Source organism: Streptomyces sp. NPDC002787 (assembly GCF_053592095.1).
On sequence record NZ_JBSFVC010000021.1, the window covers coordinates 175,237 to 193,849 of the forward strand.

The window sequence follows — 18,613 nt, forward strand, 5'->3', positions numbered from 1 at the left end:
CCCTTTTCGTCAGGGGGTGGCGCGGAGTTTCCCGCGGCGCGAGATCCGGGAAGCTGTCTCCAGCCCGGACGACAGCAGGCCGTGCGCCCCGACCGGGGAGGCGTCGGCCTTGGTGGGAGGAGCGGCATGACCAACTGCGACGTGCACCAGCATCTGTGGACCCCCTCGCTGGTGTCGGCCCTGCGGTCGCGCTGCGAACCACCCTTCCTGGACGGCTGGACCCTGTTCCTGGACGGCGAGCCGCCCTACGAGATCCCGCCCGCCGACCACGACATCGCCCGCCGTACGGAACTCGCCACGACCGACGGTCTCGGCCGGGCCCTCGTCTCGTTGTCCTCCCCGATCGGCGTGGAGTGGCTGCCCGCGGCCGAGGCCCGCCCCCTGCTCGACGCCTACCACGAGGGCGCGGCGGCTCTTCCCGAGCCGTTCGGCGCCTGGGCCGCCGCCTGCGTACAGGACGTCGACGCGGAGGCGACGGCCCATGACCTCGACCGGGGCTTCGTCGGCCTCCAACTCCCGGCCGATGCCCTCGGCGACGCGGCCGGCTATGCACGCTGCGCCCCGCTGCTCGATCTGCTCGAAGAACGCGGCCTCCCCTTGTTCGTCCACCCCGGTCCGGCACCCGGCGGCTCCGAGGGACCGGGCTGGTGGCCCGCGATGGTCCCCTACGTCCAGCAGATGCACTCCGCGTGGTTCGCCTTCCGCGCCTTCGGCCGGCCTCGCCACCCCCGTCTGCGGGTGTGCTTCGCCCTGCTGGCCGGACTCGCCCCGCTGCACGGGGAGCGCTTCGCCGCCCGGGGCGACGCGCGAGAGGCCGGAGTGGACCCGGACGTCTTCGTCGAGACCTCCTCCTACGGCCCGACCGCCGTCGAAGCCGTGGTCCGCGCCCTCGGCGTGAACGCCGTCGTCCAGGGCTCCGACCGGCCCTACGCCGAGCCCCCGCAACAGCCCGGCTTCGGCCTGGGCGGGGCCGCCGCGTACGCCTTCCGCATCACCAATCCCCGGCGACTGCTCACCGGGAAGGACTGCTGAGCAGCGCTCGGTCGGCATAGCGTTCACCTCCATTGGTTGCAACGAAACAAGACCGTCGTTGCGTTGAATTCAAGTTCTTCTCCGCTCCTGATGAGCGGCAGGCTGCTGCTGGCGGAGATGCGCACCCCGCACCCCAAGCTCGGCTACGGACTGGGGTTGTTCGTGCAGGAGACGGACGGCGGCGGCACCCTCTTCACCCACAACGGCGGTTTCTGGGGCTGGGCGGCGCCGATGTACAGCACGCCCGACGGCGGTACGACCCTGACCGCCCCGCTGACCACCGGGGACGCCGAGCTCGACCACGCGCAGGCGGCGGAGCTGTTCGGGAAGACTCAGCAGAGGCTGGTCGACGAGGTGTTCCGCGGCGGGCAGGCCGAGCCGGCTCAGCCGACGGGCTGAGCGTCGCCTGGGACCCGTACAGCTCGGCGGCGGGCTCCCCGCGGTCGCGGGGAGCCGGCCGCCCGACGCTCGGGGAGCGGTGCCGCGCTGCCCTGAGGTGGTCAGCGCCTTGAGGGCGGTCAGCGACCGGGCCGGATCAACCCCGTCAGATAGCGCCACAGCGAGGAACGCTGGCGGGCGGACGGGTCCGGTGCCACCACCACCGCCTCCTCGCCGTCCACCGCTCCGGTCGGCTCCCCCGCCCCTGTGGGGTCCGCCGCCGTGATGTCCACCGGCCGCTCCGGCGTCGCCGCCAGTTCGTACCGTACGGGCAGCGAGCGCAGCCCGCGCATGAAGGGCGAGGAGCGCCAGGGCAGTTGGTCGACGGGGAGGGCGAGGTCGAGGTGGGCGAACCGCTCGAACAGCCGGCCCACTCCCACGGCCGCGACCGTCGAGGCGAGTTCCCGTGCCGGGCACTGGCGGGGGCCCGCGCCCCACGAGAGGTGGGCCCGGGTGCTGACGGTGGTGCTCGGCGCCACGTGGTCGGCGAAGAGCGGGTCGGCGTGCGCCGCGGCGGAGGAGACCCAGACCGGGTCGCCCGCGCGGATCACGTAGTTGCCGAGCGGGGTGTCCGCGGCCGCGAACCTCGGCACGAAGTTCACCAGCGGGGGCTTGCGCATGACAACCCGGTTCATGGCCTCGCGGACCATTCCGGCGGAGAGGCTGGCCCGCACGCTGTCCTCACCCGAGAGAACCTCGACCACCGTGTTGGAGACGAGGATGCCGACGTGGTCGGAGGTCATGCCCAGCAGCATGAACAGTTCACGGGCCAGCTCGTCGAGCGAGAGGTCGGGGTGGGCGGCCAGCAGGTAGGAGGGGAAGTCCTCGCCGGGCGTCTTCAGCTTCAGCTCGGCCAGCTCCGCCAGCGCGCCGAGGAGGCGTTCCAGGGCGGGCCCCGCGTCCGGGCCGGCGTCCAGGACCCGCCACATGTCCATCAGGGCGTCGTCGCCCTGGGAACCGGGGAAACCGAGCAGATGACTGGCCACCATCAGCGGCAGCGGCCGGGAGAACTGGGCGGACAGGTCGGCCAGCCCCGTGCCGCCGGCCTGCCCCATCAGGGTGATCAGCTCGTCGGCGTAGGCGGTCACAGCCGTCTTCAGCCGCTTGGCCTGGGGGCTGCGCGGATCCTGGAACGGCCTGAGCGCCTGGTCCCACGCCGTCCGCAGCGTCCGGTAGCCGGGGCCGCCCTGGATCAGTACGTGGTTGACCTCCAGGGACGGACCGAGCGGCCAGTCGGCCGGGACCCGGCCCTCCGTGCGGGCCCGCCAGTTCTCCAGGCCCTTGGGCCAGCCGGCGTCGTCCTGGAGCACCTGGAGCGCCTCGCGGTAGCCCAGGACCAGCCAGGCGGGTACGCCCAGCAGATCGACCGGCGCCACCGCGCCGTGTCGCTGCCTGAGCCGCTCGTACACCAGCGAGGGCCGCGTCTCGTAGTCCCGGGTCAGCAGCGGCTCGGGAGACAACGCCTCCAGACCCGTGTCGTCCAGGCCCGTGGCGTCCAACTCCACGGACACGCCCTCACCCGACTGGGTTTCCCTCACCATGCCGCCCCTCCGACCACTCCCCGTACCGGCCCACCTTCAGCCGGTAGCCGGAACCGTGGGGACCCTACCGTAGGGTCACTTCCGGGGGAACGCCGGGCTTCACCACTCACGGCATCAGCCCCGTGACTGACAGCCGAGCGCAGGCCATCGGCACGGCCCGTCAGTTCACGGCGCGGGCCGCCTTGATGAAGTCGGCGATGAGGGCGGGGTCCTTGACGCCTCGGCTCTGTTCGACGCCGCTGGACACGTCGACGCCCCACGGGCCGGTGGCGGCGACGGCGGCCCGCACGTTCTCCGGGGTGAGCCCGCCGGCGAGGAGCCACTTCTCCCCGGCGGCGGCCAGCGGCTTGCCGGCCCAGTCCCAGGCGATGCCCGAGCCGGGGACCGGGGAGTCGATGAGGAGCATGTCCTCTCCGAAGTCCCCGCAGCGCGGCACGGCGTCGCCGAACGCGGCCGCGCGGATCAGGGTCCAGCCGCCGGTCGCCAGGTCGTCGTAGTAGGCGCGGTCCTCGGGACCGTGCAGCTGGACGGCCCGGATTCCCGAGTCCGTGGCCAGGGACCGTACGTCGTCGAGGGGTTCCTCGCGGAAGACGCCGACCGTCAGGACGTGCTCGGGTACGCGACGGATCAGCCGTGCGGCCGTGGCGGCGTCGATACGGCGCGGGCTGGCCGAGAAGACGAAGCCGATGGCGTCGGCGCCCGCCTCCACGGCCGTGTCGACGTCCTGCTCGGTCTTCAGACCGCAGATCTTGATGAAGAGGGAGTCCCTGTCGTTGCTCACCGCCCCAGCCTGCCGTATCGCCGACGGTGACGGCACGGCGGCCACCCGGTCCGGCGCCTCCGACGCGTTCAGCCCCATGCTCCCGACAGGCGCCGGGTGACGACCGCGCTGAGCGTGCGCACGCCCCGTGTCGAGCCCGGGTCGATGCCGGTGAGCTCCCGCACCCGGCGCAGGCGGTAGTCCAGGGTGCGGGTGTGGACGTTGAGGGCGGTCGCGGTGGCGCCACGGTGCATGTCGTTGCGGTAGTAGGCGTCGAGGGTGACGAGGAGGTCGGGGCCGGTCTCCAGGCTGCGGGCCAGCGCGCGCAGCCAGGTGTCGACGAACGGCACGTCCGCGACGGCGAGTTCGACGAACACGTCCGCCAGGGTGTGCGGCCGCGACCAGGCGGAGGGACGGCGCAGCGGGGCCGCCCGGCTGATCCGCCGGGCTCGGTCCAGGGCGTCGGCCGCCTCGGACAGCGGCGCGTTGGCGGAGCCGACGGCGCAGGGCCGGCCGAGGGCGTGGGCGAAGTCGCGTACGAGATCCGGCGCGGGGTCGGGGGCGAGATCGGGCAGGAGGTCGGTAACGGCGTACGGCGGTGCGGCTTCCGATTCCGGGGCGCCGGAAACGAGGGGGACCAGAGCGATCAGCTCACCGCTTCCGTCTCCGCCGTCCGGGCCCCACATGACCGGCACCTGGTACCTCTTCACCAGCGTCTCGATCTCGATTTCCAGGAAGCGATCGGCGGCGGGACGGACCGGCAGCCGGAACACCGTCACCGCGCAGTGATCCGGCAGTGCCATGTCGACGGCCGCGGCGAGTTCCGTCGATATCGGATCTCCGTTCAGCAACGACCGGGTCAGCAGGGCGACCTGCTCGGCATAGGGCATTCGGCGGCGCAGCACGCGTACGAATCCCTGGCGGTAGGCGCCGATTCCGCGTTCGCCCTGCGGTGCGAACCAGGTCATCATGCGCATGAGTTCGTCGACGCCGCCGCCGCGCTGGGCCTCGGTCGCCTCGTTGATCTCGCGCAGCATCAGCGCGGTGTGCACGCGCAGCACCCGCTGCCGGGCGTCGAGCGACATTCCGGCCCCGGCCCGCAGCTCCCCCATCGAGCCGATGTAGGCGAGGTCGTCACCGCTCAACTCGCTGTTGTCCGGCGACAGTTCGACCGTACGGGTCCGGAACCACATCGAGTGTTCCAGCGTTTCGGTCCGCGCCCGGGGGTCCTTGTCGAGGAACTCGAACTCCGGGATCTCACGTGTGTATGTCTCGACCTCCCGGCGGGCGTTGGTCGACGCCTGCCGGGCCAGTTCGGCGAAGAGGCTCCCCATGGACGCGAGCATGTCATTCCGGACGAACGGGCCGACAGTCGAGATCCGGACGGCGTTCATCACTCCGCATAAATCGGCGGCAAGTATGGCGACAGGGCTTTTGTCACAGTGCGCAAAATTCCCGCATCGGGGCGTTCCCGTCACGTCTTCCGCTTGTGGAGGAGCCGTGAAACGGCCTTAATTGGGAACCGCGTACACGCCCGAGGGGGAAGGCCGCGTCCGTCATTCCGGCGCGGCTCCGGCATGACTCCGGTAATCGGTACGGGCCGGGTACGGGAATTCCTCAGCCACACGCCTCGCAATGGCGTCAGCCCAAACGGGAGGGAAACTCCGATGAAAACAGGCACGAGAAAGAGAATCACGGCGGCGGCCGCGGTCATCGTCACGTCGACCGCGCTCATGCTCGGCACGCCGGGCACAGGTTCGGCCGCCCCCGCCGCCACCCCCAGCCTGCGCGCCTACGGGATCACCGGTGACGGCACCCTGATGGCCGCGTTCTGGACCGACCGGCCGGACGTGCTCAACTGGGTCAGGGCCGTCACCGGCCTCAGCGGCGACACGGGCCTGATCGGCATCGACTTCCGGGTGCAGAACGGCCTGATGTACGGCGTGGGCAACAAGGGCGGCATCTACACGATCAAGATCCCGACGGGCACCCAGGACGTCGTGGTCACCAAGGTGTCCCAGCTCCAGTACGCGCTGAACGGCACGAACTTCGGCGTCGACTTCAACCCGGCGGCCGACCGGCTGCGCGTGATCAGCGACAACGGCCAGAACCTGCGCCACAACCTCAATGACAACACGACCATCCAGGACGTGAACCTCACCACCCCGCCGATCGAGGGCACGACCAAGGGCGTCTCCGCCGCCGCCTACACGAACAACGACCTCGACGGGTCCACCGCGACCACGCTGTTCGACATCAACACGACCAGCGACCAGGTCGTCATCCAGTCCCCGGCCAACAACGGCACGCTCTCCCCGACCGGCAACCTCGGCCTCGACGCCCAGATCAACGCCGGCATGGACATCTACAGCACCCTGAGCGGCGGCAAGACGGTGGACAACGCCGCCTTCGCCAGCCTCACCGCCTACGGCGCGAGCACGCCCTCCCTCTACAGCGTCAACGTCTTCACCGGGCAGGCCACGCTCGTCAACGACGCCGCCAAGTCCAAGTTCCCCCTGAACATCACGGACGTGGCCATCTCCCTCACCGGCTCCTGATCCCCTCCCGCCACGCCCTCGCCGCGGCCCGGCCACCACCGGACCGCGGCGAGTCCGCTCCTACGGGCCGACGGCCCGTCCGGTCACCTCAGCTCTTCGAGATCCAGGTCCGATCCGACGACCAGCGTCACCACACCCGCGGCGGCGTCCGGACTCGGGCCCGCGCCGGCGTCGGGCAGCCGGGAGGCGAGGACCTTCGCGTGCTTGGCGAGGTCCGCCGGATAGGTGACCGTGGTCTTGTCGGTGTTCTCGGGCGCGTTGCCCGTGCCGACGACCGTGAAGCCCGCCTTGCTCAGCTTCTCGGCGACGGCGGCGGCGCGCCCGCTGACGCCGGTGCCGTTGAGGACCTGGACGCGCACGGTCGACGCGTAGATCAGGTCGTTCTTGGTCTGGGCCTGCAACCGCTTCTTGTCGACCTCCTTGTCGTTGGCGAGGGAGGTGAACAGGTCGGCGGCCTGCGGGTACTGCCAGACGATGTTGGCCCTGTCGCTGGGGACGTCGGCCTCACGCGGGTAGTTGGGGACGGTCAGGAAGGTGAGCCGGTCGCTGGGGATGCCCTTGAGTTCGGACGCGAGATCGTAGAGCGGGTCGATGCCGGCGAGATCCTCGTCCGTGGTGAGGGACTTGGTGGCGGACTGCAGGAAGTCGTAGAGCGAAGTCGGGCTGGTCAGCTTGGACTTGGCCTTGGCGGCCAGCGCCTCCATGAACTCCTGCTGGCGCCCGATGCGCCCGATGTCGGAGCCGTCGCCCACGGCGTAACGGGTCCGTACGTAACCGAGCGCCGTCTCACCGCCGACGGTCTGGCAGCCCGCCTTCATGTCGAGGAGGGCGTTCTTGTCCTTGATGGCCTGCTCCGGACAGACCTCGATGCCGTCCAGGGCGTCGACCATCCCCTTGAAGCCCTGGAAGTCGACGGACATGAAGCTGTCGATGCGCAGACCGGTGTTGGCCTCGACCGTCCTGATCGAGCAGGCCGCCGCGCCGGCGACCTCGCCGCTCGTGCCGCCGATGGCGAACGCCTCGTTGATCTTCGCCTGGTGCGGGCTGGAGGTGCTCCCGTCGCCCTTGTCGCACGCCGATATCTCGACCCAGGAGTCACGCGGGAACGACACCACGGTCGCCCACTCCCGGTTGGCGGGGACGTGCAGCACCATCAGCGTGTCCGACTGCATGGTGGTCAGATCGCTGCCGTACTTCGCGTTGGCCCCGTCGCGGCTGTCCGAGCCGACGACCATGATGTTCTTGGAGCCCGGGCTGAGATTGACCGGGCGGTCCCCGCCGAGCTTGCCGTCGACGTCGGCGCCCGTGATGTTGTTGTCCAGGTCCTTGTAGACCCAGGCGCCGACACCTCCGACCCCGAGGACGACCACGGCCGCGCTGCCCGCGAGCCAGACCACCGTCCGGCCCCGCCGCGTCAGCCGCGTCCCCCCGCGCCCGGCACCCGCGCGCCGCCTTCCCGTACCACTCACCGGCCTTCCCCCGCCTCGGCCTCATCCGGCCGGTCGACTCCCCCTGAACGTCCGGAACTTGGTGATCACCGGACCCGCAGGACTCTACATGCATGTAGATATACGGACGAGCGGCGCACTCGTCTCACCACGCCCTTCCCCCGCATCCGTCACAGCGGCATCGCCGCGTAAAGGAGGACGCGGATTGTCACGGCCGCGTTGGCCGCCGACATCGCCGAATTACCGCGCGCCCGGCCGCACCCCACGCGGGCGGCCACGCCCCGAGCGGGACCAGCGGTAGAGAGACGAGACCCTATGAGGCGTCAGCCGTTCCCTTCACCCTTCACCCTTCATCCCTCACGCTTCGCCCTTCGCCCGACCCAGCAGCTCCCGCAACAGCCGCTCGTCGTCCGGCTCCAGCGAAGTGACGAAGCTGGCCAGGACCGCCTCGCGGTCGCGCTCGCCGTCGAGCACCCTGCGCATCCGGTGTGCGGCCAGGCCCGCCTGGTCCGAGGCCGGGGTCCAGACGAAGGAGCGGCCGGCGCGCTCCCGGGTCACCGCGCCCTTGGCCAGCAGCCGGGTCAGGATCGTGATCACCGTCGTATAGGCGAGGCCCCCGCCCAGCCGCTCCTGCACCCACCCCGCACTCCGCGGGCCGTCCGCCTCACGCAACGCGGACAGGACGAGCGCCTCCAGCTCCCCCTGCCCCCGCCGCCGGGGACGCTGCTGGTCCGTCACGCTGCCCCCTCTCCGCTGCCCTGATCACAGGCGCGGTCCCTCACATGGACGCCTGTTCTCTACAGGATCGTAGAAGGAGCGTCGGCGAAAAGGAGCGGGTCAGTGGGATTCGCGGCTCACGTCGGAACCGCTGGAGCCGACGAGGAAGTCGAGGTCGGCGCCCGTGTCGGCCTGGAGGACGTGGTCGACGTAGAGGCGTTCCCAGCCGCGTCGGGGAGCGGCGAAGCCGTCGACCGTGGCCCGGTTCGGCTCCCGGCGGGCGAGTTCGTCGGCGGGTACGTCGACGTCGATGCGGCGGGCCTCGACGTCGAGGGTGATGAAGTCGCCGGTGCGCACCAGGGCGAGGGGACCGCCTGCCGCCGCCTCGGGGGCGACGTGCAGGACGACGGTGCCGTACGCCGTGCCGCTCATCCGGCCGTCGCAGACGCGGACCATGTCGCGCACGCCCTGTTCGAGGAGCTTCCTCGGCAGGGGCATGTTGGAGACCTCGGGCATGCCGGGGTAGCCCTTGGGGCCGCAGCCGCGCAGCACGAGGACGGAGTCGGCGTCGACGTCCAGGTCGGGGTCGTCGACACGGGCGTGGAAGTCCTCGACGGAGTCGAAGACGACGGCCCGGCCGCGGTGGCGCAACAGGTGCGGGGAGGCGGCGGCCGGCTTGATGAGCGCGCCGTCGGGAGCGAGGTTGCCGCGCAGGACGGCGATGCCGCCCTCGGCGACCAGCGGCGCGGCGCGCGGGCGGATGACCTCGGCGTCCCAGACGGTGGCCTCGTCGAGATGGTCGACCAGCGGCTTGCCGGTGACGGTCAGCGCGTCGGGGTCCAGCAGATCGCGCACCTCGCGCAGGACGGCGAGGAGTCCCCCGGCGCGGTGGAAGTCCTCCATGAGGAAACGCCCGGCCGGCTGGAGGTCCACGAGGACCGGTACCCGGGAGCCGACGCGGTCGAAGTCGTCGAGGGTGAGGTCGATGCCGAGGCGGCCGGCGATGGCCAGGAGGTGGACGACCGCGTTGGTGGAACCGCCGATCGCGGCCAGCGCCACGATCGCGTTGTGGAAGGACGCCTCGGTCAGGAAGGTGCCCGGCCGCCGGTCGGCGCCCACCAGGTCCACGGCCAGCCGGCCGGTGTGGTGCGCGGCCTCCAGCAGCCGGCTGTCGGGGGCGGGCGTGCCCGCCACACCGGGGATCACCGTGCCCAGGGCCTCCGCCACCAGCGCCATCGTCGACGCCGTCCCCATCGTGTTGCAGTGCCCGCGGCTGCGGATCATCGCCGACTCCGAGCGGGTGAACTGCTCCTGGGAGAGCGTGCCCGCCCGGACCTCCTCCGACAGCTGCCACACCCCGGTGCCGCAGCCCAGCAGGCCGCCGCGGAAGGTGCCGTTGAGCATCGGGCCGCCGGGGACCACGACCGCGGGGAGGTCCACCGAGGCGGCGGCCATGAGCAGTGAGGGGATCGTCTTGTCGCAGCCGCCGAGGAGCACGACGCCGTCGATGGGGTTGGCCCGCAGCATCTCCTCCGTGGCCATCGCCGCCATGTTCCGCCAGAGCATCGCGGTGGGCCGCACGTTCGTCTCGCCCAGCGACACCACCGGCAGGTCCAGCGGGATGCCGCCCGCCTCGTACACCCCGTTGCGGACCGACGCGGCCACCTCGTCCAGATGCGCGTTGCAGGGCGTCAGGTCCGAGGCGGTGTTGGCGATGGCGATCTGCGGCCGGCCGGTGAAGGCGTCACCCGGTACGCCCCGCCGCATCCACGCCCGGTGGATGTAGGCGTTGCGGTCCTGTCCCTCGTACCACTGCGCACTGCGGAGCGTCACCCTGAGCCCTTCCGACATTCGGTACGGCGGTCTACAGTCTGGAACGCGATGAAGCATACGCAGGCGTACGAGGGACCGACAGACCTCGGTGAGGACGGGCCGACGAGCGCCGGGAGCAACCGGCTCGTGGGCTCGGACCGGGTGCTGGCGGTGCTCAAGGAGCTGGCGCGGTATCCCGACGGGGTGGGGCTGGAGAAGCTGACCCGGGTGATCGGCAGCCCCAAGCCGACCGTGCACCGGGCGCTCGGCGCGCTCCGCCGGGCCGGGCTCGCCGACCAGGACGCCCGTGGCCGCTACGGACTCGGCGACGAGTTCCTGCGCATGGCCTTCGCCCACCACGAGGCGCGGCCGGAGCACGTCCGCGTCCGCCCCGTACTCGAAGCGCTGGCCCACCGGTTCGGCGAGACCGCGCACTACGCGGTGCTCGACGGCCATGAGGTCGTCTACCGCGCCAAGGTCGACCCGCCCGCCGGCGCCGTCCGGCTGACCTCGACCATCGGCGGGCGCAACCCCGCCCACGCGACCGCCGTGGGAAAGCTGCTGCTCAGCGGGCAGTCGGGCACCCTGGCGGAGGTCGAGGCACGGACCGGCGAATCGCCCCTGGAGCGCCGTACGCCACGGACGCTGTGCACGGCCGCCGACCTCCACCGCGAGCTGGAGGCCACCCGCGCCCGGGGCTACGGCGTCGACGACCAGGAGAACGAGACCGGCGTCAACTGCCTCGCCCTGCCCGTGTTCCTCACCTCCCCGACGACACCCTCCGGAGCCGTCAGCGTCAGCGCGCTGGCCTACCGCACGCCCCTCGCGACCCTGGTGGACGCACTGGACGAGATCCGCGCGCTCCTCGGCCCGCTCGGTGAGCCGCACCGCTGAAAGCGCTCCTCGGCCCGCTCGGTGAGCCGCACCGCGCGAGCCTTCTGACCCGTTGAAACCCCTACCAAGGCCCCTGACCCTCTCCTGGAGACAGATCCGTGAACCTCATGCGCGCGTTCGTCCTCACCGCCCCCGGTGCGTACGAGGTCCAGGACGTCCCCGTGCCGGTGGCGGGCCCCGCTGAGGTCGTCGTCGACGTCGAGCGGGTCGGGGTGTGCGGCACCGACATGGAGTTCTTCACCGGCGCGATGGCCTATCTCCACCAGGGTTACTCCTCCTACCCGATGCGGCTCGGTCACGAGTGGGCGGGCCGGGTGTCGGCGGTCGGCGACGGTGTCGACCCGGGCTGGGCCGGCCGCCGGGTCATGGGCGACACGATGCTCGGCTGCGGCGGCTGCCGCCGCTGCCTGCGGGGCGACCAGCATGTGTGCGAGCGGCGCCGGGAGGTCGGCATACGCGGAGGCCAGGCGGGCGCGCTGGCTGAGCGCCTCGCCGTACCGGCCTCCTCGTTGCACGCCCTGCCCGACTCCGTGGACGCCGTGCTCGGTGCGCTCGTGGAGCCGGGCGGCAACGCGCTGCGCGCCGCGCGGGCCACCGAGGTCCGGTCCGGGGACCGTGCGCTGGTGCTGGGGCCCGGGACGATCGGGCTCCTGGTCGCCCTGTTCCTCCGCGCCGCCGGTGCCGAGGTCCACCTCATGGGGCAGACCGACAGCTCGCTCGCCTTCGCCCGCGGCCTGGGCTTCCCGCACACGTGGACGGAGGACTCCGTCCCGGACCTCCCCTTCGACGCCGTCGTCGACGCCACGAACGCCGTCCATCTGCCGGGCAGGGCACTGGAGTGGGTGGAGCCGGGCGGACGCGTCGTCTACATCGGGCTGGCCGGTGAACCCAGCCGGATCGACACGCGCGCGCTCGTCCTGAAGGACGTCACGGCCGTCGGCGTCCTGTCCGCCTCCCCGGGCCTCGACGCCACCATCCGCGCGTACGCCGGCGGCGCGGTCGACCCCAGACCGCTCGTCGCGGCCACGGTGGGCCTCGACGAGGTGGGCCCCGTACTCGCCGGCGAACGCCCGGCCGGCGCCGGCCCCGGCCCGAAGATCCACGTCGACCCCCGACTGGGCCGGGCGAGCACAGCGGCCCCGTGAGCGCCGACCCGCCCTGACAGAAGCACCGGCCGGGCGGCTTTTCGCACGGTCGGCTGGGCGGCGCCCTACGCACGGGGGCTCGGCGGCCCTACGCACGGGCAGCTCGGCGACCCCTGGCACGTCAGCTCCGTGAAGCCCACGCACGGTCGGTTCCGTGAGGCCCACGCATGATCGGCCCCGTGAGGCCCACGCATGATCGGCCCCGTGAGCCCTCGGAAGGCCGGTTCGGCGGGGCGGTTCCCGCACGTGGCGGGGCGCGGCTTACCGTACGGGGAGATCACGATCCGTCCAGGAGTTCGCATGGCCCGCAGCCGCCGGAAGAGACCCGTCGAGGCCATCGAGGCCATCGAGCCGCCGGGCGACGCCCAGCTGGTCCTCGGGGTGCTGGCGGTGACGGCGCTGGTCGAGGCGCTCGGGGTGCTGTCCGGGTCCGAGGTGTGGCTTCTCGGGCTGCTGGTGTTCCTACCGGGGACGGCGTCGGCGCTGTGCACCGTCCGGCAGACGGCGTTCGTCGCCGCGTGGACCACCCTCTTCGTGACGGCCACCGCGGTGGTGCGGAACATCGCCGCGGACCACTGGCTCGACCGGCTTCTGCTGGTCCTGCTCACCCTCACGCTGGGCGTGGCCTCGGTGTACGCCTGCCACCGGCGGATCAGGCGCGAGCACGAGATGCTGCGGCTGCGCTCCACGGCCGCGGCCATGCAGCGGCACATCCTGCACCCCCTCCCCCTGCTCACCGACGACGTCCTGGTCAACGGTGTCTACGAGCCCCTCCACGAGGACCGGCTCGTCGGCGGCGACATCTACGACGTCGTCGCCTCGCCCTGGGGGACCCGGGTACTGATCGGGGACGTACAGGGCAAGGGACTGGCCGCGGTGGGCGCGGCGTTCGCCGTCATCGGTGCCTTCCGCGAGGCGGCCCACCGCGAGCCCACGCTCACCGCGCTCGTCGACGCCCTGGACGCCGCCGTCGTCCGCCACAACTCCTACGCCGAGAACACCGGCGACGACGAACGCTTCGTCACCGCCCTCGTCGTCGGCGTCGACGCGGACAGCGAGGAAGCGCAGGCCGTGAACTGCGGGCACGTCCTGCCGCACGTGCTGCACGAGGGAACGGTCACCACGGCCACGCTGGACTCAGGTGTCCCGCTCGGTCTCGCCGAACTGGCCCTGGAGCCCACGACCGTGGGCTGGTTCCCGTTCCCGGACGGCGCGACGCTGCTGCTGAGCACCGACGGCCTCACCGAGACCCGCGCCGCCGACGGCACGTTCTACCCGGTCGACGAACGCCTGGCCAAGCACCTCGACCTCTCCCCCACCGCCCTGCCCCAGGCTTTGTACGAGGACGCCCGCGCCTACGCGGGCAGCGGCGGCCGGCACGACGACGTCGCCGTCCTGACGGTCCGCCGGTCACCACGTCTCTGAACCGGTACCGAAAAGGATTTCTGCGAAACGGGACGTGCACGGGTCGACGCCTGTGTGTCCCAGATCGTTTCCGCACCCCCGGTTGACGAACGTGTGTAGTCGACGGGAAGGCTTCTTCAAGTCGCCCGACGGAACCTGTCCCCGGCCCGGCCGCCGGCCGCGGTGTCAGTCCTGGACCAGCTGTCCGGCCAGGCGGTGGGCCTGGGCCAGCAGCGTTCCGTAGGTCAGCAGCGCGTCGGGGTCGTCCGCGACGGCGCCCGGCAGCCGTCGGCGGAACTCCTCGAGTGTGCGGTTGAGCTCGCCTACGGCTTCACGCAACGCCTTGGCAGCGGTGTCGTCATGGTTGTCCGGGGTGAAGCGCGTCTCACTGTAGAGGCGGATGGCGCGTGCGGTGTGGCGCAGGAAGTCCGCGTAGGGGTGGGCGATGGCCGCGGCAGGCCGGGCCGCCTGCCCGCCGTGGTCCGTGGTCTCCCACACCGTCCGCGTCACACCCGCGGTGTGGACGGCGACGTAGTCGAGCACGGCCAGGGCGTCGGCGTACGCCTTGCCGGGCGGGGCGAGAGCGTGCTTGCGGCGGCCCCGGGGGTTGACGCGCATGCTCTCCCGGCTCCAGCCGATCGCCGAGCGGGCCTGGTCGACCAGGCGGCCCAGACGCAGTGCGCGCTCGTGCCAGCCGCCGGCCTGATGCGCGTCCCACTCACCGGCGGCCAGCCCGTCGGCCACCGAGTCCAGGATCTCCTGGGCCTCACGGGCGGCGTCCGCCAGCGCGGCGCGGGTGTCGCGCAGATACACCGGTGGCCGGATCAGCGCGTTGACCGCGACGCCGACCACCGCGCCGAACACCGCCTCGGCGACACGGGCGGCCGACGCGGCGAGGGTGACCTGACCGCTGGTGAGCACGAAGAGCGCGCCGGTGGCGGCGTAGACGCCCTGGCTGCCCAGGCGCTGCCACTGCCCCAGCAGCAGCACCGTCGGCAGGACCAGGGCCATCGTCACCATCGTGTTGTCCAGCATCAGCGCGACCGCCGTCGCCACCACCGTGCCCACCGCGATCGCCGCGACCTGCTGCAGCCCGTGCGCCACGGACCGGTACACCGTGGACTCCACCAGGACGACCGCGACCCAGGGCGCCACGAACGCCATCGGAGCCGCCAGCCACCAGCCCGCGACCGCCCACGCCACCCAGGCCGCCAGCGCCGCCTTGCCGGCCTGCGCCATCAGATCCCGCTCACGGCCCGGCCCCGCCCACGCCCATCGCACCGTCCGCACGACGGCTCCACCGCGTCGCCGTACCGCCCGTAGCGCCCTGCCAGTCCACTCCATGACGCACCAAGTGCCACGGAGCGGGCGAGACGCACCTCGTCGGCGGCGATTTCACGGCGGACGAACGTCGGGACGCGTCGAGGAGCAGGGCGTGGCCGCCGTCATGGTGGGCACGCGAAGGCGTGCAAGCACGGCACGGCACGCACCGGCGTGCCCCGTCGTGGCCAGCACCGGCGAAAGGCACACCTTGCAGTCCAAGCACGAACAGGCCGTTCCGCAGGTCGCCGCCGAGCCCACCCCGCCCTACGACTCCGACAAACAGCGGCGGCCCGGCCTGGAGGCCGACATGCGCACCGCGCCGCGCTACCGGGCGGAGCGGTACCGCGCGGCCGGAAAACTGCGGGACAAGGTCGCACTGATCACGGGTGGGGATTCCGGCATCGGACGGGCGGTCGCCCTGCTCTACGCCCGGGAGGGCGCCGATGTCGCCGTCGTCCATCTGCCGGACGAGCGCGTCGACGCGGAGCAGGTGCGGCAGGAGGTGGAGGAGGAGGAGGGCCGACGGTGTCTGCTGCTGCCCGGCGACCTCAAGGACCCGGCGTTCTGCCGCGAGGCGGTCGAGCAGACCGTGGCCCGGCTCGGTGGGCTGAACATCCTGGTGAGCAACGCGGCCTACCTCAACAGCAAGCTCGAACTGGAGCAGCTGACGGCCGACGACTTCGACCGGACGTTCAAGACCAACATCTACGCCTACTTCCACCTGGTCATGGCCGCGCTGCCGCATTTCGAACCGGGGGACGCCGTCATCGCCACCGCGACGGAAGAGGCCCTCAAGGGCAGTACGACGATGATCGACTACGCGGCGTCCAAGGCCGCGCTGATCACCCTGACGAAGTCCATCGCCCCGCACCTGGCCCAGCGCGGTGTCCGCGCCAACGTGGTGGCCCCGGGCCCGACGTGGACACCGCTCAACGAGGCGGACCAGCACATGCCGCCCGAGGGACTGGCCCACATCGGCACCGAGGCGCCCCTGGGCCGTGCCGCCCAGCCGGAGGAGATCGCGCCGACGTACGTCTATCTCGCCTCCGACGCCGACTCCAGCTACACGGTCGGCGAGGTCATCGCCGTGACCGGCGGCATCGTCGACACGCGATGACCTTTTCCCGCCCCACGGCGAAGGGCTCCGTGCGTCAGGAGGACGGCGGCGGCGGACGCATCGCCCCGGCGTCGTGGAGGCGACCGCAGCGGCCGCCTCCACGGCGCTCGCGTGCGAGGCTGGGTATCAGCCATGTCCGGACGGTGTGAAGCGGAGGACGGTGTGGACTGGGATCGGTTCGCACAGCAGATGGCGTCCCTGGCGCGGGATCTCCTGGCACAGCGTTCGGTCGAGGCCACGCTGGAGCGGATCACGGCCTCGGCCACCGAACTGGTGGACGGCTGTGCCGCGGCGGGCATTCTCGTGCTGCAGGGCAGGAAGGTGGAGACGCTGGCCCCGACCCACCAGTTGGTCGTCGACAGCGACCAGCTGCAGGAGCGGCTGGGGGAAGGGCCGTGCTTCGACGCGGCCGTCAGCTCACAGGGCGAGCGGGTCTTCCGTATCGCCGATCTCTCCGAGGAGCCGCCGCGCTGGCCCGCCTACGCCCCGCGGGCCCGCCGCCTCGGCGTGGGCAGCATGATGGGCTTCCTGCTGTTCACGGAGGACGAGGACCTCGGCGCCCTGAACCTCTACTCCCCCGAGCCCGGCGCGTTCACCGAGGTCAGCGAGCTGGCCGGCTGGCTGCTCGCCTCCCACGCGGCGGTCGCCTTCTCCAGTGCCCGCACCCACGCCCAGATGGAGCGGGCCGTCGCCACCCGCCATGTGATCGGCGAGGCCATGGGCATCCTCATGGGCAGCCACCACCTCACCGAGGAGGAGGCGTTCGCCGTACTGCGCCGCTTCTCGCAGGAGAACAACATCAAGCTCCGCGAGGTGGCCCGCCGCGTCTGCGAGCAGGGCGGCCTCTGACGGCTTCGGGCAACGGCTCCTCCGGCACGCTGTCAGAACCAGAGAAGCCTGGCCGGACCGGCCCCCAGGGGATCGCCGCCGAACCCGGCCTGCCCACCAAGTCCCCCCGCCCGGCCTCCCCACACCTCCCCACACCTCCTCATCCCGACACACGGCCCCACGGCCCCGCGGTCGCCGAGGCCGCTGCCGGCCGGCGAGGGAATACCGCGTTGAAGCAGATCGGCGCGGGTACCCGGAGCGCGTCCCAGGGAGGTCCGCTCCCCCTCAATGCCCCCACGTGACGAAGGACCGTACTCATGAGCGACGACGAGCGGCAGAACCCGGTCGAGCGGCATCCCCGGCCGGACTTTCCGCAGCAGGACCAGGAGCATCCCGGCTGGACCGGTCCCATGGACCCGCCGCCCGACCACGGGGAGGACTCCTACCGTGGCAGCGGGCTGCTGAAGGACCGCAAGGCGGTTCTGACCGGCGGGGACTCCGGGATCGGCCGTGCGGTGGCCCTGGCGTACGCCCGGGAGGGCGCGGACGTCCTGTTCACCCATCTGCCGGAGGAAGCCGAGGACGCCCGGGAGACGGCCCGGCTCGTCGAGGACGCGGGGCGCAAGGCGATCGCCGTGCCCTGCGACGTACGCGACGAGGAGCAGTGCCGTGCGCTGGTCGAGCGGGCGGTCGCCGAGTTCGGCCGTATCGACGTACTGATCAACAACGCCGCCTACCAGATGGCGCAGTCCGACGGCATCGAGGCGATCTCGACGGAGCAGTTCGACCGGGTCGTGCGGACGAACCTCTACGGCATGTTCTGGCTGTGCCGGATGGCCCTGCCGCACATCCCGGCGGGCGGGTCGATCATCAACACCACGTCCGTGCAGGCGTACAAGCCCAGTCCGCACCTCCTCGACTACGCCATGACCAAGGGCGCGATCGTCACGTTCACCCAGGGGCTGGCGCAGATGGTCGCCTCGGACGGGATCCGGGTGAACGCGGTGGCGCCGGGGCCCGTGTGGACGCCGCTGATCCCGGCGACGCTCCCGGACACGAAGGAGTTCGGCAAGCAGGCGCCGCTCGGCCGGCCCGCGCAGCCTGCCGAGATGGCACCCGCCTATGTGTTCCTCGCCTCCGACCGGGCGAGCTTCGTCACGGCGGAGATCCTCAACGCCACGGGCGGCACTCCCCTGCCGTGACGGGCGGGCGCGAGCGGAATCTTGGCCGTTTGGGCGCTCCGCCGCTGGGAACCCGTGGGCGCACACGAAGAAGCCAGTCGGGTTCGGAAAGAGGATGAGGCGTCGTGAGCACGCACACCGTCGAGAAGCTCGTCGTCCGCGAGAGCGGCTGGGCCAAGGCCCGGCGTCGGCCCGGGAAGAGTGTGCGCCTGTGCCTTCCCGCCCTCGCGGACCGGGACGGCACCCGTACGGCGGAGGCCGAGGCGGATTCGAACATCGTCAGGGGTGACGACTGACTCTCGATCCGCGGAGATCCACGTTGTACTTCCTGACGGGTGACGCGTACCCCGGCGACGGCAGCCCCGTCGGCGACGGCAACACCTACATCACCAGCATCGACATCAACACGGGCACC

The 18,613-nt window shown here is 71.9% G+C and carries 17 protein-coding genes; 10 read left to right on the plus strand and 7 right to left on the minus strand.

What is annotated here, in order from left to right:
• Nucleotides 1–126: 126 nt before the first annotated feature.
• Together ACWD26_RS28205 and ACWD26_RS28210 are read left to right on the plus strand one after the other, a co-directional pair.
• The gene (locus tag ACWD26_RS28205) at nucleotides 127–1,032 is read left to right on the plus strand and encodes an amidohydrolase family protein (protein WP_451274751.1); all 906 of its coding nucleotides are present in this window, start codon (nucleotides 127–129) and stop codon (nucleotides 1,030–1,032) included.
• A 90-nt stretch (nucleotides 1,033–1,122) separates the two neighbouring features.
• Entirely contained in the window at nucleotides 1,123–1,431 is a 309-nt protein-coding gene (locus tag ACWD26_RS28210) for a hypothetical protein (protein WP_451274752.1), read from the plus strand.
• A 119-nt stretch (nucleotides 1,432–1,550) separates the two neighbouring features.
• Here ACWD26_RS28210 and ACWD26_RS28215 read toward each other — a convergent pair whose 3' ends face one another.
• From ACWD26_RS28215 to ACWD26_RS28225, 3 genes are all read right to left on the minus strand, one after another.
• Nucleotides 1,551–3,011, minus strand: coding sequence for a cytochrome P450 (locus tag ACWD26_RS28215; RefSeq protein WP_451274753.1), 1,461 nt, complete (start codon nucleotides 3,009–3,011; stop codon nucleotides 1,551–1,553).
• Nucleotides 3,012–3,171: 160 nt separating this feature from the next.
• A complete protein-coding gene (locus ACWD26_RS28220; protein WP_451274754.1) occupies nucleotides 3,172–3,870 on the minus strand; it encodes a phosphoribosylanthranilate isomerase in 699 nt (232 codons plus the stop codon).
• Entirely contained in the window at nucleotides 3,861–5,105 is a 1,245-nt protein-coding gene (locus ACWD26_RS28225; RefSeq protein ID WP_451274755.1) for a PucR family transcriptional regulator, read from the minus strand. The genes ACWD26_RS28220 and ACWD26_RS28225 overlap by 10 nt, the downstream gene beginning before the upstream one ends.
• Before the next feature lie 333 nt (nucleotides 5,106–5,438).
• Here ACWD26_RS28225 and ACWD26_RS28230 point away from each other — a divergent pair, with 333 nt between their 5' ends.
• On the plus strand, nucleotides 5,439–6,329 hold the full coding sequence (locus ACWD26_RS28230; protein WP_451274756.1) for a DUF4394 domain-containing protein: 891 nt from the start codon (nucleotides 5,439–5,441) through the stop codon (nucleotides 6,327–6,329).
• A gap of 83 nt (nucleotides 6,330–6,412) precedes the next feature.
• On the opposite strand, the gene ACWD26_RS28235 is transcribed toward ACWD26_RS28230, so the two are convergent.
• The 3 genes from ACWD26_RS28235 to ACWD26_RS28245 all read right to left on the minus strand — a co-directional run bounded on the left by ACWD26_RS28235 (nucleotide 6,413) and on the right by ACWD26_RS28245 (nucleotide 10,327).
• Nucleotides 6,413–7,798, minus strand: coding sequence for an LCP family protein (locus ACWD26_RS28235; RefSeq protein ID WP_451274757.1), 1,386 nt, complete (start codon nucleotides 7,796–7,798; stop codon nucleotides 6,413–6,415).
• Between the two features lie 336 nt (nucleotides 7,799–8,134).
• The gene (locus tag ACWD26_RS28240) at nucleotides 8,135–8,515 is read right to left on the minus strand and encodes a BlaI/MecI/CopY family transcriptional regulator (RefSeq protein WP_451274758.1); all 381 of its coding nucleotides are present in this window, start codon (nucleotides 8,513–8,515) and stop codon (nucleotides 8,135–8,137) included.
• Between the two features lie 99 nt (nucleotides 8,516–8,614).
• Complete coding sequence (locus tag ACWD26_RS28245) at nucleotides 8,615–10,327, minus strand: IlvD/Edd family dehydratase (protein ID WP_451274759.1); 1,713 nt, start codon at nucleotides 10,325–10,327, stop codon at nucleotides 8,615–8,617.
• Between the two features lie 48 nt (nucleotides 10,328–10,375).
• Between ACWD26_RS28245 and ACWD26_RS28250 the strand changes: the two genes are divergently transcribed.
• The 3 genes from ACWD26_RS28250 to ACWD26_RS28260 all read left to right on the plus strand — a co-directional run bounded on the left by ACWD26_RS28250 (nucleotide 10,376) and on the right by ACWD26_RS28260 (nucleotide 13,770).
• Nucleotides 10,376–11,200, plus strand: coding sequence for an IclR family transcriptional regulator (locus tag ACWD26_RS28250; protein WP_451274760.1), 825 nt, complete (start codon nucleotides 10,376–10,378; stop codon nucleotides 11,198–11,200).
• A gap of 107 nt (nucleotides 11,201–11,307) precedes the next feature.
• On the plus strand, nucleotides 11,308–12,345 hold the full coding sequence (locus ACWD26_RS28255; protein ID WP_451274770.1) for a zinc-dependent alcohol dehydrogenase: 1,038 nt from the start codon (nucleotides 11,308–11,310) through the stop codon (nucleotides 12,343–12,345).
• Between the two features lie 300 nt (nucleotides 12,346–12,645).
• The gene (locus ACWD26_RS28260; protein WP_451274761.1) at nucleotides 12,646–13,770 is read left to right on the plus strand and encodes a PP2C family protein-serine/threonine phosphatase; all 1,125 of its coding nucleotides are present in this window, start codon (nucleotides 12,646–12,648) and stop codon (nucleotides 13,768–13,770) included.
• A 165-nt stretch (nucleotides 13,771–13,935) separates the two neighbouring features.
• Here ACWD26_RS28260 and ACWD26_RS28265 read toward each other — a convergent pair whose 3' ends face one another.
• Nucleotides 13,936–15,093, minus strand: a complete 1,158-nt coding sequence (locus tag ACWD26_RS28265) for an aromatic acid exporter family protein (RefSeq protein ID WP_451274762.1) — start codon at nucleotides 15,091–15,093, stop codon at nucleotides 13,936–13,938.
• Nucleotides 15,094–15,280: 187 nt separating this feature from the next.
• Between ACWD26_RS28265 and ACWD26_RS28270 the strand changes: the two genes are divergently transcribed.
• The 4 genes from ACWD26_RS28270 (at nucleotide 15,281) to ACWD26_RS28285 (ending at nucleotide 18,494) form a co-directional block, all read left to right on the plus strand.
• Nucleotides 15,281–16,189 carry an SDR family oxidoreductase gene (locus ACWD26_RS28270; protein ID WP_451274763.1) on the plus strand — a complete coding sequence of 303 codons (909 nt, stop codon included), beginning with the start codon at nucleotides 15,281–15,283 and terminating at the stop codon, nucleotides 16,187–16,189.
• A 189-nt stretch (nucleotides 16,190–16,378) separates the two neighbouring features.
• Entirely contained in the window at nucleotides 16,379–17,038 is a 660-nt protein-coding gene (locus tag ACWD26_RS28275) for a GAF and ANTAR domain-containing protein (RefSeq protein ID WP_451274771.1), read from the plus strand.
• A gap of 296 nt (nucleotides 17,039–17,334) precedes the next feature.
• Complete coding sequence (locus ACWD26_RS28280; RefSeq protein ID WP_451274764.1) at nucleotides 17,335–18,219, plus strand: SDR family oxidoreductase; 885 nt, start codon at nucleotides 17,335–17,337, stop codon at nucleotides 18,217–18,219.
• 104 nt (nucleotides 18,220–18,323) lie between these two features.
• Nucleotides 18,324–18,494 (plus strand): hypothetical protein, encoded by a 171-nt coding sequence (locus tag ACWD26_RS28285; RefSeq protein WP_451274765.1) that lies wholly within the window; start codon nucleotides 18,324–18,326, stop codon nucleotides 18,492–18,494.
• The last annotated feature ends 119 nt before the right edge of the window (nucleotides 18,495–18,613 follow it).